The organism is Clavibacter davisi (assembly GCF_052751415.1).
This window is the reverse complement of sequence record NZ_CP199882.1, coordinates 38515-54254: the sequence shown is the minus strand read 5'-3', so window position 1 is coordinate 54254 and position 15740 is coordinate 38515. Positions and strand designations below refer to the sequence as shown.

Below are 15740 nucleotides of genomic sequence, written 5' to 3'. Positions count from 1 at the left end.
GGCCGCCGCGGGAGGCGGTCCGGGTGCGCCGCGTGTCCGGGGCCGCCGCGTGATCCCGGCCCTCGCGTGATCCCCACCTGCGAGGATGGCGGGATGGCCAAGGACGACAAGCCGGCCCGCGTCGGCCGCCCCCGCGCGGTGCCCGACGCCGGGTCGACGCTGAGCCCGCGCGAGCAGATCCTCGACGCCGCCGCCGCGCTCTTCGCGGAGCACGGGCTGAGCGGCACGTCCACGCGCCTCATCGCCGAGCGGGTGGGGATCCGCCAGGCCTCGCTCTACTACCACTTCGCCGGCAAGGACGACCTGCTCGTCGAGCTGCTGACGCGCTCCGTGCGCCCCAGCCTCGACGTCGTCCGCGGCATCGAGGAGGCCGTCCCCGACCGCGCGTCGGCGGCCGGCGCCCTGCACGCGCTCGTGATGGCGGACTTCCGCACGCTCGCCGACACCCCGCACAACATCGGCACGCTCTACCTGCTGCCCGAGGTGCAGGGCGAGCGGTACGACGGCTTCCGCACCCAGCGGCGCGAGCTGCAGGAGGCGTACGGGCGGATCGGCACGGCCGCGGCGAGCGCCGACGTGCGCCGCACCATCGGGCCGGAGGCGCTGGGGGCCGTGCTGATCCAGCTGGCCGAGCTCGTGATCCAGCTCCGCCGCCGCGGCGAGCCCGGAGACGCCGACCGCGACGCCATCGCCGCTACGTGCCTGCGCGCATGCGGGCTGGGGACGGCCGAGATCGCCGAGGCACGCCGCGACGCCGAGCGGCTGCTGGCGACGGTGCCCGCGGGGGTGGATGCGGCGAGCGCGGGATCCACGAGCTGAGATCCGAGGGGCGGGACGGCCTCAGCCGATGCGCGCCAGCAGCTCGAGCGACCGCTCGACCACGAGGGCGGTGGCGACCGGATCCGACGACGGCAGCGACGCGTCCGTGAACAGGTGCGCGTCGCCGTCGTAGACGAAGACCTCGGCGAGCTCGGGGCCGACCGCGTCCACGAGCTCGCGCGCGGCCTCGAGGTCGCCCTCGCCCGCGAAGTACGGATCCCGCGCCATGCCGTGCACCTGCACCGGAACGCCCGCGGGCCACGGCCCGAACGCCCACTCCGCCGAGAGCGACACGAACGACTCGTAGAGGAGCGCGCCCCGGGCGCCCGGCCGGGTCTGCGCGAGGCGCTGCGCGATGGATCCGCCCCACGAGACGCCCGCGTACACCAGCCCGGCGGGCAGGCCCTCGAGCGCGCGATCGGTGCGGGCGGCGACCACGCCGTCGTCGAGGCCGGCCAGGAGCGCGAGGCCCGCCTCGACCGTCTCGGGCAGCGCGCCGTCGAGCAGGTCGGGCACGTGCACGACGTGGCCGCCGTCGCGCAGGGCGTCGGCGAGCGCGTGGACGCCGGGCGTCGCGCCCTGCACGTGGTGGAACAGCACGATCTCGGCCAAGGGAGCCTCCCGCCCGCCGCGCGGACGCGGATCCGTCGGCGCGCGGACGTCGCGGGCCGTCGCTGCCCACGATAGGGACCGGGATCAGCGCGGGGAAGGGCGCCGGCCGTCCGTCTCCGCCGCGAGGTGGCCGCCGAAGGACAGGCGGCGCGCGTCGTCCACCGCGTCCTCGAAGCGGAGGGCCGGGTCGCGGAGCATCGCGAGGGTCGCGAGCGCGTGGATCCGCACCCGCCCGTCGGCCGCCTGCCGCGACCGCTCGACCACGGGCTGCGCCAGCCGGCCGACCGCGACGAAGGCGCGCGTGAGGCTGTGCTGCATCTCGGCGGGTCCGCGGCCGAGCTGCGACGCCAGCTCGCGGAGGAGGAGCCCGGCGCCGGTCGGATCGCGGTCGGCGTCGATCAGGCCCGACGCCGTCCGCCACGCGGTGCGGGCGACGTGCTCGTCGGGGTCCCGCAGGAGCTCGCGCCCGATCGCCGGCAGAGCACGCCGGTCGCCGATCTTGGAGAGCGTGTGCAGCGCCTGGCTGCGCGCCTGCGGCACGGGCGACGCGAGCTCGGCGACCAGCGGCGGGATCGTGAGCTCGCGGTCGTGCCGGATCAGCGCCCACGTGAGCATCTCGCGCACGTTGAGGTCGGGCTCGACCCGGCAGCGGTGGATCAGCCCCTCGACGAGCGCCGGATGCGGCCGGGTGCCCGCGGTGAGCGCGGCCTGGAGGCGGGCGGAGGCGTCGGGCGCGCGGAGGGCGGCGGCGAGGCGGGCGGCGATCTCGGCGTCGGCGGGGCGGGAGCGGTCTGGGCCAGCCGGGCGCTGGTGGGGTGCGGGCATGCGTCAAGTCTCCCCGCCCGTACATGGATCCTGCAGCAGTCAACATCTCGGGCTCGTCCTGCCGAAACACCACAGCCGGCTGCCGCCTTCGATGGTGTTCGGATTGGGGAGCAAGGTGGTGCCCATGCGCGGCAGCTCCGCCTGGAAATTCAAGACCAAACCGCGTAAGCCCTTTACACCTGGAGTGACGGACTCGATATTTCTGGTTCACCAAGTATCAGGCCCACAGCACTAAGCGCCTTACACGTGAACTGGCTCAATCCGCCAACGCCCGCTTCATCTCATTGGAACGGGCAAATTTACACTCACTTACCAACCTGCAAATACTCTTGCACGTTAGCAGGACTCATGGGTAGGAGTACATCAATAAGAGCACTGCTGTGCATTTTCGCCCTGTGCTTCCACTCCCGGATGAGACTTTCGCAGATATCTTCGCCCATCACCTGCAAGTCTTCTTCGATAAGCGTACGCGACAAGTACTCGGTGACGACGAGCAAAAAACCCAATACTCCCGCACTGCGCGTTAATTCTAGGTCTATATCTTTGACACGTGCTCCGTACGGGGTCATCAGACCATGTCTCGTACTATCACTTAGTTCCAGCGTAAAAGCCTTATTCTCACCAGTCAGGCGTGATACTAACCCCGTAAATAGAGCCTCAAATGACACCCCGTCGCTCTCTGCTGGATTGGGCTTCTGCCATAGCTCGAGTGACGCCCTTTCCATCATGAAAGAGACTGGCTGTCCACCATCGTACATTTGCGGTCGCTTTGGAAAGGCGCAGAGAAGCCAGTCAAATACACCGCTTCCCACGGAGGCAAGACGCTCTGCGGTAACTTCAGCGTCGACGTCCAAATGTAACCACATGTGGTAGATAAGCAGCCACTTCACTTCCCGTGACTCCACGCCCTTCTGATACATACTCTCCAGGACCTCTCGACAAGTTGCCTTATAGAAAGCGCGAACGGAGTGATCAAGGGAGTTGTACTGCATGTTCGCAATCACACTAAAGGCAGCAAATTGATCCAGGTCGCCTTCACTTTCTCCCCAGGCACGCAGACGTATAGCGACAGCATCGTCGATGACACCGTCGAACCTCTCATTTACATAAATTAGTGTGTGAATCGACAAGTGCGGCAGGGAACCAGCGCCATCCGCCAAACTACGAACTGAATCCAAACAAGCGGTTGTAAGCTCGGCAACAATGCGAGGCGATGTTGGTAAGTAATCAACGGTCCGTGCAAGAAAATTAAGGACATTCTCTCGGTAACCCCAGGATCGCGACTTAGACCCCTGAAGCATTGCTTTGATAGCAAGCTCCGCGCCCTGCTTATTCGACCGGTTACGGACATGAATCGCCAAGCGCGCCACAACATCCCACTCATTTCGGGCAACCTTAGGGAGCAAAGTGCGCCCGAGTTTGGCCGAATCTGAATATAGGCGAGAGAGTTCCACGGCCGCAAAGTACTCCATGAAAGTCCTGTGCGTGAATTTGAACAACGGCTCGTCGTCGACCGACAGACCCACTTCACTCAATACCCAAGCTCTACCTTTACAGAAATCCACGAACTCGTCCGCCGCTCGAATAGCGTTGGCTCGATCGGCGAAAGCTTCAACGGCAAAATAATCGGCCAACTCGGCCTTAAGCCGGTGTTCGGGTACGCCATCATTGACGGACGGCGTTGTGAACATGGAGTATGCCAGATGATTCAGAGCATTGTCGAGGAAAGGCTCAAATGAAGCATTGTATTTAATCCGACGACTTTTGTCCCAGGTCCGAAAAAGGAGTTCACTGCACTGCTCGTAAACGTCGAGGGCGTTACTTGGCAAGTACGACTGCCCCCGGTAGATGATGCATAACAGTGCGAGCAGCAGAGGGTTTGTTCGTAGATCGTCTATCTGAGCGCTTTCAGCGATAAATCCGGCCACCAAAACCGTCGCCTCGGCACTCGTCGTCTCGGCCTGCAAATGAAACCACTTGTCCACGTACTGTTCAACATCCGATATCAAATACGGCGCCAAAAGATGAGCACGAAAAGTACGAGGGTCTAGTTTCGCCTCCGCGTATCCAACCTTTCGCGATGTAACCAAAATGCGAACATTGGGGTACAAATTTGCAAAGAGCTCGATGTTGTCGGCGATATTCGACCGCTCGTGTGCATTCAGAAGCTCATCTAGACCGTCGAACACTATGGCAGCGTCGCCTGTATTCAGCAGCATAAGCAAAATTCCGTTCGGAAGCTCAGTCTGATACTTCGTGCGAATAACTGTGCTTATATAGTCAGTCAACGATTGGGTGGCGCTGACCTTACTAAAGTCTCGCAATTCGACAACTATTGGGACTGGGCCGTTATCGTTACTGGCGAGCGACAGCGCAATCGCATTGGTCGCCGTTGTCTTGCCTCCACCCGGATCTCCCAAGATGACATCACGGTCAAACATATCGCCAAGCGTGTAAACAGTGTAGTCCTCGAGCCGGCGAACATCTGTGTCTCCAGGCGGATATGCGGACAATCTACCAGGAATGTAAAGGTCGGTTAATGACACGTGTCGTTTTTCGCGAAAGTCGGGGATGGGAATTTTTCCGTGTTTGGCAACGGCTTGAGCCCTGAATTGATGCTTCCAATCGAAGACGAGCTGAGGACCAGGTGCTCCGTTTATCGACTTAAGAAGATCCTGGATTCGGAGCAGTAGCGCGAGTGCGACCTCTCCCATCGCGGATGTAATGGCCGCGGATTCATTGCGCCCTGCTGATAGGTACTCTTCAGCCCGAGAAACGCATGCTGCCGCAACGATGTCCCCCGCGGCCGCGGCCACTTTGAGTGCCCGATCATTTGTGAGGGCGTACGGAGCGGCCGTGAGAACGCGAACCAGCGATTCGTGAAACGATGACAACGCTTGAGATACGTACTGTACGTTATTAGGCACAAGATTCGCGGCAAAGATGTTTCGAGCGGACGTGGAGACTGCCGGACTGGACAGGGCGTCACTCAGCGCTTTTGCCGTTATTTTGCCATCGCAACTAGTCATTAATGCAACTAGGCTGATCTCACCAGTAATATCTTTGGCAGCGAGAGCCGTGTGCTCGAAAGCTCGAACGGGGCTTTTTCCTTTTCTGCGACTCAGGCTCATAGTGGCGCGCCCGACAACGAACTTGACCGCGTCGCTTATGAGATTGGATAGCGCTCCTGCTAGGACAGTATTTAGATCTACTTCCTCGTGTGATGCCATCATAGTGTCCTGCTTGTTATAAGATCATTACGATCGATTCGGTTACGCCTGCGGCACAGTGCGCTGATAGACCGTATCGACTGACTGCCTTGACGCGAAGTGGTCCAGTCTTTTTGACCCGCACTCTGGGGGCAGGGGTTGCTGATCCGACGATACTTATAGCTTCTCGCCAGCTGACTCCTTGCCAAGTTGGGCACTGAAGTCTTGCCAATGCGGCGCGTGATTCTACGGAGTAGCTTCACGGCCGGTGGTAGGAACACAGATCTCCGGACATAAGGTGAAGGCCCCTGCGCCAGGACATCGGCCGCGGGCTTTGACAGCTCGAGGGGCTGAAAAGGCGCATGACAATGGGATGACGCCTGCGCCACCGCGTGCAAATGTACAAACGGGCGTCCAGCGTTACTGCCGGTACGGAATATATGCCTGTCCTGGGAGCGGCCGACCACCCCGTCATGCGGGACGGCCCCGCATCCGTCGTGGGATGCGGAGCCGTCGGTCCGAACGGATGCGCGCTAGAGCGTCGCGGCCGCCGGGTCCCAGTCCTCGGCGAGCGGCGTCGGCTTCGTGACGCTCGACGCGACCGTGACGACCTCGCGGCTCTCGGCCGCGTCGCGGATCGCGAGCAGCACGTCGAGCACGTGGGCCGCGACCTCGCCGGATGCGCGCACCGGGTCGCCGCCGCGGATGCTGCGCGCGAGGTCGAGCACGCCGGAGCCCCGGCCGTACGTGGATCCGGAAGCCGTCAGCGTCTCCGGCTCCTCCTGCCCGAAGCGCCACAGCTGGCTGTCGCCCTCGAACGTGTTCGGGTCCGGGAGCACGATGGTGCCCTCGCTGCCGGAGATCTCGACGAAGCCCATGCGCGGCAGCGCGTTCTGGAAGCTGAACGTGGACTGCGCCGACTGCCCGCCCGCGAACGAGATGAGCGCCGCGTGGTGCGTGGGCACCTCGACCGGGAAGTCGGTGCCCGCGCGGGGTCCGCTGCCGATGGTGCGCGTGGTGCGCGAGGTCGAGGAGACCGCGCTCACCGTCTCGGCCGCGCCGAACGCGTGCACGAGCGTGGTGACGTAGTACGGGCCCATGTCGAACAGGGGCCCGGCGCCGTGCGCGAACAGGAACTCGGGGTTCGGGTGCCAGGCGTCCGGGCCGGGCACGTGGAACAGCGTCGTCGCGGTGAGCGGCTCGCCGATGTCGCCGCGGGCGATGGCGCGCATGGCCGACTGGATCCCCGCGCCGAGCACGGTGTCGGGCGCGCACGCGACCTGCACGCCGGCCGCGCGGGCCGCCTCCAGCAGGTCCTGGCCGGATGCGTGATCCAGCGCCAGCGGCTTCTCGCTCCACACGTGCTTGCCGGCGGCGACGATCCGCCGGCCGACCTCGGCGTGCGTGGCGGGCAGCGTGAGGTTCACGACGATCTCGATCTCGTCCATCGCGAGGAGCTCCTCGACCGTGCCGTGGTGCGGCACGCCGTGCTCCTCGGCGCGCGAACGGGCGCGGTCGAGGTCGATGTCGGCGACGAACAGGACCTCGAGGTCCGGCATCGCCGTCATGTTCTCCAGGTAGGTGCCCGAGATGACGCCCGCGCCGATGACGCCGACGCCGACGCGGCCGGTGCCGCCGGTCACTTGTCGTTCTCCTGCAGCCAGGCGAGCGACGCCGCGATGCCGTCGAACACGTCGCCCGCGTAGTCGTCGAACTCGACGACGCGCAGCGCGTGCGGGGCGGCCGCGAGCACGGCGGCGACGTCGACGTCGCCCTGGCCGGCGGGCTCCTGCATCTTGAAGGCCTGCGCGAGCTCCGGCGGCACGACGAGCGCGGACTCGGCGCTCGGCAGCACCTTGGCGATGGCGTCGGAGATCTTGCCGTCCTTCACGTGCAGGAACCGCACGCGGTCGCCGAGCCGCTTCAGCAGGGCGGGCGTGTCCATGCCGCCGACGGTCGACCAGAAGGCGTCGAGCTCGAGCACGACGTCGGCGTTGAGGCGCTCGACGAAGAGCTCGTAGATCGGACGACCGTCGACCGTGTTCGCGAACTCCCACTGGTGGTTGTGGTACCCGAAGGTGAGCCCGCGCGCGGCGGCCTGGATTTGCAGCTCGTTGACGCGGTCGGCGATCCGGTGCGCGTCGTCGGCGGTCTGCCAGCGCTCGCTCGGAATGAACGGGTCGATGACCGTCTGGATCCCGAGGGTCGCGGCGGCGTCGAAGGTGCGGGCGGCCTGGTCGTCGTCGCCGTCGATGACGGGCGCGTGGCCGGAGGGGGCGGTGACGCCGGACGCGGCGAAGGCGGCGGCGAACTCGTCGGCGCGCTCGACGAACGCGTACGGCTCGACCTGCGTGTAGCCGATCTCGGCGACGCGGGCGACGGCGCCCTGCAGGTCGGCGGAGACGGCGTCGCGGACCGTGTAGAGCTGGACGGAGGGGGCGGACATGGTCGCTCCTTTCAGGAGGGTGACTGGTGGCCCGACGGCCTCGCACGCTCCTGCCGTCGTCTGGACGGCTGAGCCACGATGCCCGCTGGGTGTCCGGCGCGGGAGACGCGCCGTGCCGTCAAACCTACCGGTGGTCGGGGTCTGAAGCCCAGAGGGGCGGGCGGTGGATCCCGGTCGCTGTGACGCCCCGGTGCCAGGGTGGACGCACCCGCTCGACGACGAGAGAAGGAGCAGCCCATGAGGATCCGGCAGACGATCGTGGTGCTCGACGCACCGGACCTGGCCGCGGAGAGCGCCTTCTGGGCGGGTCTCCTCGGCGGCGAGGTGGCCGCGGAGGACGACTGGCACAGCGTGCGCGTCGACGGCGAGTGGCGCCTCGGCTTCCAGCTCGCCCCCGACTTCGTGGCGCCGGAGTGGCCGGGCGAGGGTCCGCGCCAGCAGATGCAGATGCACCTCGACCTGTACGTCGACGACCTCGACGCGGGCCGCGAGCGCGTGCTAGCCCTCGGCGGCCGCCTCCTCCAGCCGGCCGCTGATCCGACGGCGCCCGACCGCTTCGACGTGTACGCGGATCCGGCGGGGCACCCGTTCTGCCTGTGCGGGTCGAGCGAGGACGCCGGGGCCTAGGCCCGCCGCCCCGGAGGGACGCGCGCGGCCTCGACGAACGCCGCGAGGATCCCGGAAGACGACGCGTCCGCCTCGGGATGCCATTGCACGCCGACCACGAAGCCTTCCGCCCGGGGTCCCTCGACGGCCTCGACCATGCCGTCGGCCGTGATCGCGGCGACCCGCAGCCCGGGGCCGGTGGTCGCGATGCACTGGTGGTGGTGGCAGCGCACGCGCACCTCATCGCCCATGGCCTCGTGGACGCGCGACCCCGGCGCGAGGCGGACGCGCGTCGTGCCGAGCACCCCGGGCGCCACCAGGTGCTCGTCACCCCCGGCGTCCCGCTCGATGTGCTGACGGAGCGTGCCCCCGCCCGCGACGGCGAGCAGCTGGGCCCCGCGGCAGACGGCGAGGACCGGGATCCGTGCGCGGAGGGCAGCCGCGATGAGATCCAGCTCGGCGGCGTCCCGCCGTCGATCCGGCCGGCCGGTCCGGGGATCCGCGGCAGCCCCGTAGCGTTCGGGGTCGACGTCCGGCCCGCCCGTGACGAGGAGCCCGTCGAGCCGCTCGACCAGGTCGTCGGCGGGCCCCTCCCTCGACGCGAGCGGCACCAGGACCGGGAGGCCGCCGTGCCGCGCGACGCCGTCGGCATACCGCGCGTCGGCGACGTCGGCGACGATGTCCCAGGACCCGAAGGCGGCGCGCTGCCGACCGACCGCCACGCCCACGAGCGGCGGCCGGCCAGCCGTCCCGGACGTCACAGGGGCGTGCGTGTCGCGTAGAGGCACTTCATGGCGAACAGGTCCTCGGCGCTCCACGTGGAGGTGTCCGCCAGGTCGCGGAGGCGGGCGGGCGTGAGCGGGACCAGTCGTCCCCGGGTGCGTCGGAAGCCCCGGAGCTCGTACACAGTCATCCCCGAGGAGACGACGCCGTCCAGGACCTCCTCCAGCGTGCAGTCCACCAGGTAGTCGGGCGTGTGCAGCTCGAGGAGCAGGTGGTCCGCCCTCCGCAGCACCTCGGGCATGCCGCGCAGCGCCGGCCCCTCTCCCCCGTGCACGTCCATCTTGATGACAGCTGGCCAGAACCCGTGCTCCTCCGCCCAGGCGTCGAACGTCGTGGCGGGGACCCGGTGGCTGGCGTCCACGTCGGCAGGAGGCCGGCGCCGCTCGCGGAGCGTCTCCGCCAGGATCGCGCGAGCGGAGTGACGCGGTCCGTCAGCCTCGCTCACCAGGACGACGTGGTCCTCGGCCGATGCGCGGCCGGTGGCGTGACGGACGAGCGAGCCCCGCATCGCCCCGACGTAGTCGCGACGCCACGGGGTGAAGCCGCCCTCCGGCTCGACCGTGCGCCCGTGGAAGTCGAGCGTGCCGATGCGGTCGCTCAGCGCGACCGCCGCGATCTCGAACGAGGAGGCCGCGCGTCGCCGGTTGCGCTCGAGGACCTCGACGTGCACGGGCTCGGGTTCGAACGCGACGACCCGGGTGGCGGGGCTGTGCCGGGCCGCCCAGCAGGAGAAGAAGCCGTAGAGGGCGCCGACGTCGGCGAAGGACGCGCTCCCCGCCCGCAGCGCCTCGTCGATCAGCGCCGCGACCAGGGGCTCGTAGGGCTGGCCCGGGATGGCATCGCGCGCGATGCTCCCGGTCGGGTCCTCGAACGGGAACGTCGTCCCGCGGACGGTGTAGTGGGTGATCGTGCGGCCCGGTGTCGTGGAGGTCATCAGGCGATCGCCAGGTAGCCCTCGAAGCACAGGTACTTCTGGATCGTCACGACGCTGCTGAAGCCCGCCTCGCGCAGGTCGGACAGGTTGCGCTCGGACGGAACCGGAGCCATGACCGACCGGAGGCTGCGAGCCTTGTTGTAGATGTCGTCGGTGTCGAAGCCGTTGAGGATCTTGTGCTCCTGGTACAGCTGGCCGATGATGTCCTGCGTCCGCGCGTCGGGCGCCAGGACCTTCTCGAACAGCAGCAGCGCGCCGCCGGCCTCGAGCCCCTCGCGGATCCGACGCAGCACGGCCAGCCGCCGACCCGGGGCGGCGAACTGCAGCGTGTAGTACATGATGACCGCGCCGGCGCCCGAGTAGTCGATGGTCTCGGCGTCGCCCTGCGTGATGTGCACGTTGTCGAGGTCCGCGCAGCGGTGCCGGGCCGCGCGCACCATGTCGGCCTCGATGTCGTAGCCGATCAGCTGCAGGCCGCGGCTGGTCGGCTTGTCCGCGAGCCGGTGCAGCAGCGTGCCCGTGGAGCACCCCACGTCGATGATGCGGACGCCGGGACGCGAGAAGAACTCGACGGCATGGTCGATGAGGAGGTGCCCCTCCCCGTAGAGCGGCACCGAGCGGTTGACGTGCGCGTCGAACTGCTCGTGCGTCTTCCCGCCGAAGCTCCATCGGGTGTCGGTGGCGACGATCCCGTCCCCGACGGCGATGTCGGCGGCGTCGTGCGCGGCGGGGACGTCCGCGACGGCGACGTCCCCGTCGTCCAAGAGCTGCTCTCCGGGGTGCGATGCGATCATGACGAGCTTCCTTCCCGTGGGGTGGTGCGATGGCGGATGACGGATGCGAGCACGAGGGCGGCCACGACGCCCACCACGGCCAGCCCCGCCATGAAGCGGGGGAGCGACCCGGCCGTCCCCAGGGCGGCGTGGACGCCGAGTACGGATCCCGCCGTCTCGCCGACGCCCATCGCGGCGGCCGTGAGCGTGAAGACCGCGGCGAGGCCGGTGGAGCTCAGACGCTCCGCGAGGTCGCGTTCCACGAACGGGAGGACGAGGCACTCGGCCAGGCTCACCAGGACGACGCAGGCGGCGATCGCCGCGACGTGCGTCGACACCGCGAGCACGCCGAAGCCGGTGGCGAAGAGCAGCGTGCCGAGCGGCCCGGACTGGCGGGCGAGCGACGGGAACCGGCGGGAGAGCCGGGCGACGGGCATCTGCGCGGCCAGGACGATGACGGCGTTGCCCGCGAACACCGCGCCGACCCACGCCACGCCGATCGTCGAGCCGACGACGAGCGGGAGCACGCTGGCGAGCTGGGCGTACATCGCGAAGGCGACGACCAGCGAGACCAGGGCGACGGCGACGTCGGGCTCGGCGGCGCGGCGCAGCGCGGACCATCGGAAGCGCTCGGTCGGGCCGATCGGGGCGACGGGCAGCCAGCATGCGACCGCGGCGCACGCGAACGCGGCGGCCGCCGCGACGAGCAGGGCCGTGCCCGTCCCGGGCCCCGCGAGCAGCAGGCCGGCGGCGGAGGGCCCGAGCGCCGCGGCGAGGTTGAGGGCCATCGAGAGCCAGGTCAGGATGCGCAGGCGGTCGTCCGTGCCCTCGGCCCGGCCCACGAGGTCCACCTTGATGGCGAGGACCACGGCCCCGTACCCCACGCCGAGGATGACGACGCCGACCCACGCGGACGCCGCCACCCGCTCACCCGCGGCGAGGAGGAGGAGCCCGACCCCGCTGAGCGCGTGGCCGACCACGACGGTCGCGCGGGATCCGCATCGGGACAGCGGTGCGACGAACAGGCGTCCGAAGCGCATGGAGAGCACGCCCGTCCCGACGAGCGCGGCGGTCGCCGTGGGTCCGAGGCCCAGCCCGTCCGCCGCGATGAGGCCGAGCACCGCCAGGACGCCGCGGGTGATGACGTTGGTCGCGAAGTAGAGGCCGAGCTCGCGTGCCGGCGGTCGATGCGTCGTCGCGGTGGTCACCCGGCCACCTCGATCCGCACGTCCGCCCGGACCTGCCGGACGAGCCGATCGAGGTGCTCAGGGTCGTCCGTGCCCACGACGACGAGCCCGGCCCGGCCGAACGAGTCGCGCGGACCCGCGACACGATCGCCCACCCGCACCGCCCAGTCCTCATGGAGGATCGTGCCGCCGACGAGTCCCGCCCCCCGGTGGATCGCCGTGACGGTCCCGGCGTGCGGTGCCACGACGCCGACGACCGCGGCAGCGCGCCCGGGGTCCGGGGCGGGGACGGATACGGGGGACGGTCCTCCGAGGACGTCGTCGAGGACCATGCCGAAGAGCTCGATGCCGGGACGTCGGTGCGCGATCAGGGCGTGGATCCAGTCGCCGCCGAGCCGCGCGTGCACCTCACCGCACACGACCGCGCCGTCGGCGGTGACCCACGCCTCCACGTGGAACAGGCTGTGCGTGAGGCCGACCGCGGTCACGGCTCGTGCCGCCGCCGACCGGACCTTGTCCTCCTCCTGCTCGGTCAGGCCGCTCGGCTGCCGGTGACCCAGCTCGACGAAGACGGGCGGCGCGGTCACGCTCTTGCCCGTCACCTCGAGGATCCGCGGCTCCCCGCCGAGCATGACGCCCTCGACGCTGACCTCCCGGCCGAGCACGTACTCCTCCACCAGGATCCGGTCGCTGAAGGCCGCCGCCGCGAGGACGGCCTCCGCGATCTCCCCCGGCGCCCGCACGAGGCGCACGCCCTGCGACCCGAAGGCGTCCCGCGGCTTCACGATCCGCGGCAGCTCCGCGTGCCGGAGGTGCTCGACGGCCTCCTCGACGGACGCGAACGCCTCCACCCGCGGCTGCGGCAGCCCGGCGGCGCGGAGGATCTCCCGGGTCGTGTCCTTCTGCCGGCAGGCGGCGACCTGGGCGGATCCGTTCCAGGGCGCGCCCGCCTCCTCCGCCAGCAGCGCGGTCGTGATCAGCGAGTGCTCGCGGAAGCCGACGACGGCATCCGGCGTCGGACGGCCGACGAGCGCGGTGCGCACGGCGGAGACGTCCGCGAAGTCCGCGGCGACGACCTCGTGCCGCGGGTTCCGGACGATCTCTGCGCCCACCAGGTTCTCGGCGCGGTCGACGACGAGCAGCCAGTGCCCCCGCGCCTCGGCCTCCATCGCGAGACGGCGCGACCAGTCGGCGACGTGCCCGCCTGCGCCGCCCGCGCCCAGGGCGAGGATGGTGCTCATCGGACGTCCACGCGGATCAGGGCGTCCGCCTCCCGGAGGATCCGTTCGAGCTCATCGCGGCTCCCGGCGGCGGCGAGGACGGAGCAGATGACGGAGCCGGTGAAGTCCTCCGGCGGCTGGCCGACGGGACGGCCGAGCGGGCCGTCCATGAACGCGCCGACCACGCCCGGCACTCCGAGGACCGCATCGAGGCCGCCCACGCCGTGCAGGTGGCCGGTGCGCGTCGTGAGGTGCTGTCGGGATCCGACGTGCAGCGTCGCCTCCCGCGCCGGCTCCACCTCACGGAGCCGGCACGCGGCGGCCAGGACCTCCGTCACGAAGTCGGATCCGCGGCTGAGGGGGATGAGGTGGGTGGTGATGTACCCCCCGGCCGTGCGCGAGTTCAGCTCGATGACGCGCACGTCGACGCCGTCGACCATGACCTCCAGGTGGATGGCCGTAGTGCCCAGGCCGAGGGCGTCGGCGACGGTCTGGGCGGCCGATCGGCACCTCTCGAGCACCTCGGGCGGGAGGGCCGACGGCTGCACCTGCTGCAGCTCGAGGTGGTACCCGGGGTCGACGAGCTTGTCGGTCACCGTCCAGAGCTCCAGGCGCCCGTCGACGACGATGCCGTCGACGCTGTGCTCCGTGCCCCGCAGGAAGCCCTCGAGGACGAGCTCGCCCGCACGCCGCCGGAAGACCGGGTCGTTCTCCGGCGTGGAGTAGCGCAGCAGCAGCGCGACGGCCGCGTCGAGCTCGACGCGGTCGCGCACGGTGAGGATGCCCTTGCTCGCGGAGGCGCCGACGGGCTTCACGACGGCGGGGAACGGCACCGCGCGGGCGGCGGCGTCCACGTCCGCCACCGAGCGGATGGCGGCGAACGGCGGGACCAGGGACGCGTCCACCGCGGCGATCGCCTGCCGCGCCGCGTGCTTGTCCCGGGCGCGGGCCGCGGCCTCCGGGGCGTTGCCCGGCAGGCCGAGCTCCTCGGCGACGTGGGCGACGCCCTCGACGTCGCGGTCGCCCCAGCAGACGACGCCGACGACCTCGTGGCGCTCGGCGACGGCGCGGGCCGCCGCACGCAAGGCCGGGAGGTCGAACGTGTCCACCATGACGAGCTCGGCGACCAGGCCGGCCGGCACGGGCGGCGTGACGTCGGCCAGGACGACGACATCGAGCCCCAGCCGTCGCGCGGCCCAGAACGGCGGCTCCGCCTCCGACCGCGTCGGCCGCGTGTTGACGAACAGGACCGTGCTCATCGGGCGGCCTCCCCCCTCCGCGCGGCGAGACCCGACGCGAGGAACGCGTCGTGGGTGCCCGCGTCCTCGAACACGTCGAGGTCGGCGAGGTAGCGCACGAGCAGACTGGTCGCCGCGACGCGGTCGGCGTGCACGACGTCGGTCGCGTACGCCCGGTCGAGCGCCTCGGCCGCCTCCGACCCGGGCACGCCGAGGCGCTGGAGCTCATCCCGCACATCGTCGATCTCCGGTCCGAAGAACGTGTCGATCATCGCGGGCACCTGTCGGCCGACCTGCCGCCGCTGATCGGCGTCGAGGCACCCCCACAGCTCCTTCAGGTACGTGGCGAAGAAGGCGTGGTGGCGGCCCTCGTCGCGGGCGTGGTCCCCGAGCGCATCAGCCACGCCGCCGTTCAACCCGGGGGTGCTGGCGACGTCGCGGAGGTTCGTCGAGATCAGCGTCTCCGAGACGATGACGAACATCAGCCGGAAGAGGGAGACGAGGTCATGACGCTCGGACGCGTCCAGGATCGCGTGCAGTCCACGGACGAGGGTCGAGCGCGGCATGCCGATCGTCCGGTCCTCGAGCCCCGTCAGCTCCTCGACCTGCAGCTTCACGTCGAACGCGACCAGCGAGTGGTGGCCCTCGTCGGTGTACATGCGCAGCGCGTCGCGACGGGCGGCAGCGGTCAGGGGGAGGCCGATGGATCCCGTGAACATGCCGAGCAGCACGGGGTTGACCACATGGGTCTCGAGGTGCGTCGTGAAGTTCAGGTACCGGTACAGATGCTGGACCGCGATGTGACGGCGGACCGCCGGGGACCATGAGTCGGCCGGGCCTCCCGCCGCGAGGACCGGGACCATCGACGGAGGGAACACGTCGTCGAGCTCGAGCAGGCGCCGCGGGGCGGACCGCACGGAGGAACGCTCATCCCACGAATCGAACAGCCGTCCCGAGCCGAACGCGTCCCCCTCGTCCAGCAGCCGTGCCGATGCGCCGCCGCCGGCCTCGCCGACCTCTTCCCCACCCTGCCCGTGGCCGTCCCGACCGCCCCCGCCGACGGCCCGTCGCGGGCACACGGCTCCGAC

At 69.4% G+C, this 15740-nt stretch carries 14 protein-coding genes; 2 read left to right on the top strand and 12 right to left on the bottom strand.

The window, feature by feature from the left end:
• The first annotated feature begins 93 nt into the window (after nucleotides 1-93).
• Nucleotides 94-819 (top strand): TetR/AcrR family transcriptional regulator, encoded by a 726-nt coding sequence (locus ACU4ZT_RS00250; protein ID WP_445337560.1) that lies wholly within the window; start codon nucleotides 94-96, stop codon nucleotides 817-819.
• 21 nt (nucleotides 820-840) lie between these two features.
• On the opposite strand, the gene ACU4ZT_RS00245 is transcribed toward ACU4ZT_RS00250, so the two are convergent.
• The 5 genes from ACU4ZT_RS00245 to ACU4ZT_RS00225 all read right to left on the bottom strand — a co-directional run bounded on the left by ACU4ZT_RS00245 (nucleotide 841) and on the right by ACU4ZT_RS00225 (nucleotide 7911).
• Complete coding sequence (locus ACU4ZT_RS00245) at nucleotides 841-1431, bottom strand: dienelactone hydrolase family protein (RefSeq protein WP_445337559.1); 591 nt, start codon at nucleotides 1429-1431, stop codon at nucleotides 841-843.
• An 84-nt stretch (nucleotides 1432-1515) separates the two neighbouring features.
• A complete protein-coding gene (locus tag ACU4ZT_RS00240; protein ID WP_445337558.1) occupies nucleotides 1516-2256 on the bottom strand; it encodes a HEAT repeat domain-containing protein in 741 nt (246 codons plus the stop codon).
• Nucleotides 2257-2561: 305 nt separating this feature from the next.
• Nucleotides 2562-5489, bottom strand: a complete 2928-nt coding sequence (locus ACU4ZT_RS00235; RefSeq protein ID WP_445337557.1) for an NACHT domain-containing protein — start codon at nucleotides 5487-5489, stop codon at nucleotides 2562-2564.
• 509 nt (nucleotides 5490-5998) lie between these two features.
• The gene (locus ACU4ZT_RS00230; protein ID WP_445337556.1) at nucleotides 5999-7108 is read right to left on the bottom strand and encodes a Gfo/Idh/MocA family protein; all 1110 of its coding nucleotides are present in this window, start codon (nucleotides 7106-7108) and stop codon (nucleotides 5999-6001) included.
• Nucleotides 7105-7911 carry a sugar phosphate isomerase/epimerase family protein gene (locus ACU4ZT_RS00225; protein ID WP_445337555.1) on the bottom strand — a complete coding sequence of 269 codons (807 nt, stop codon included), beginning with the start codon at nucleotides 7909-7911 and terminating at the stop codon, nucleotides 7105-7107. The genes ACU4ZT_RS00230 and ACU4ZT_RS00225 overlap by 4 nt, the downstream gene beginning before the upstream one ends.
• A gap of 237 nt (nucleotides 7912-8148) precedes the next feature.
• On the opposite strand from ACU4ZT_RS00225, the gene ACU4ZT_RS00220 reads away from it, so the two are divergent.
• Nucleotides 8149-8538, top strand: coding sequence for a VOC family protein (locus ACU4ZT_RS00220; protein ID WP_445337554.1), 390 nt, complete (start codon nucleotides 8149-8151; stop codon nucleotides 8536-8538).
• On the opposite strand, the gene ACU4ZT_RS00215 is transcribed toward ACU4ZT_RS00220, so the two are convergent.
• From ACU4ZT_RS00215 to ACU4ZT_RS00185, 7 genes are read right to left on the bottom strand one after another with little or no spacing between them, the layout of a single operon-like run.
• Nucleotides 8535-9278, bottom strand: a complete 744-nt coding sequence (locus ACU4ZT_RS00215) for a gamma-glutamyl-gamma-aminobutyrate hydrolase family protein (protein ID WP_445337553.1) — start codon at nucleotides 9276-9278, stop codon at nucleotides 8535-8537. The genes ACU4ZT_RS00220 and ACU4ZT_RS00215 overlap by 4 nt on opposite strands.
• Nucleotides 9275-10234, bottom strand: a complete 960-nt coding sequence (locus ACU4ZT_RS00210; protein ID WP_445337552.1) for an FkbM family methyltransferase — start codon at nucleotides 10232-10234, stop codon at nucleotides 9275-9277. The genes ACU4ZT_RS00215 and ACU4ZT_RS00210 overlap by 4 nt, the downstream gene beginning before the upstream one ends.
• Nucleotides 10234-11028, bottom strand: coding sequence for a methyltransferase domain-containing protein (locus ACU4ZT_RS00205; RefSeq protein ID WP_063070886.1), 795 nt, complete (start codon nucleotides 11026-11028; stop codon nucleotides 10234-10236). Before ACU4ZT_RS00205 ends, ACU4ZT_RS00210 begins: the two co-directional genes overlap by 1 nt.
• Entirely contained in the window at nucleotides 11025-12215 is a 1191-nt protein-coding gene (locus ACU4ZT_RS00200) for an MFS transporter (protein ID WP_063070887.1), read from the bottom strand. Before ACU4ZT_RS00200 ends, ACU4ZT_RS00205 begins: the two co-directional genes overlap by 4 nt.
• Nucleotides 12212-13435 carry an ATP-grasp domain-containing protein gene (locus ACU4ZT_RS00195; protein WP_445337551.1) on the bottom strand — a complete coding sequence of 408 codons (1224 nt, stop codon included), beginning with the start codon at nucleotides 13433-13435 and terminating at the stop codon, nucleotides 12212-12214. The genes ACU4ZT_RS00200 and ACU4ZT_RS00195 overlap by 4 nt, the downstream gene beginning before the upstream one ends.
• Entirely contained in the window at nucleotides 13432-14673 is a 1242-nt protein-coding gene (locus ACU4ZT_RS00190) for an ATP-grasp domain-containing protein (RefSeq protein WP_445337550.1), read from the bottom strand. Before ACU4ZT_RS00190 ends, ACU4ZT_RS00195 begins: the two co-directional genes overlap by 4 nt.
• Nucleotides 14670-15569, bottom strand: a complete 900-nt coding sequence (locus ACU4ZT_RS00185) for a diiron oxygenase (protein WP_270980932.1) — start codon at nucleotides 15567-15569, stop codon at nucleotides 14670-14672. The genes ACU4ZT_RS00190 and ACU4ZT_RS00185 overlap by 4 nt, the downstream gene beginning before the upstream one ends.
• Between the last annotated feature and the right edge of the window lie 171 nt (nucleotides 15570-15740).

Excerpts from the sequence above, each read along its gene's own strand:
- ACU4ZT_RS00235 (WP_445337557.1), bottom strand. The coding sequence starts at position 5,489 with ATGATGGCATCACACGAGGAAGTAGATCTAAATACTGTCCTAGCAGGA.
- ACU4ZT_RS00220 (WP_445337554.1), top strand. The coding sequence starts at position 8,149 with ATGAGGATCCGGCAGACGATCGTGGTGCTCGACGCACCGGACCTGGCC.
- ACU4ZT_RS00225 (WP_445337555.1), bottom strand. The coding sequence starts at position 7,911 with ATGTCCGCCCCCTCCGTCCAGCTCTACACGGTCCGCGACGCCGTCTCC.
- ACU4ZT_RS00190 (WP_445337550.1), bottom strand. The coding sequence starts at position 14,673 with ATGAGCACGGTCCTGTTCGTCAACACGCGGCCGACGCGGTCGGAGGCG.
- ACU4ZT_RS00195 (WP_445337551.1), bottom strand. The coding sequence starts at position 13,435 with ATGAGCACCATCCTCGCCCTGGGCGCGGGCGGCGCAGGCGGGCACGTC.
- ACU4ZT_RS00210 (WP_445337552.1), bottom strand. The coding sequence starts at position 10,234 with ATGACCTCCACGACACCGGGCCGCACGATCACCCACTACACCGTCCGC.
- ACU4ZT_RS00250 (WP_445337560.1), top strand. The coding sequence starts at position 94 with ATGGCCAAGGACGACAAGCCGGCCCGCGTCGGCCGCCCCCGCGCGGTG.
- ACU4ZT_RS00205 (WP_063070886.1), bottom strand. The coding sequence starts at position 11,028 with ATGATCGCATCGCACCCCGGAGAGCAGCTCTTGGACGACGGGGACGTC.
- ACU4ZT_RS00240 (WP_445337558.1), bottom strand. The coding sequence starts at position 2,256 with ATGCCCGCACCCCACCAGCGCCCGGCTGGCCCAGACCGCTCCCGCCCC.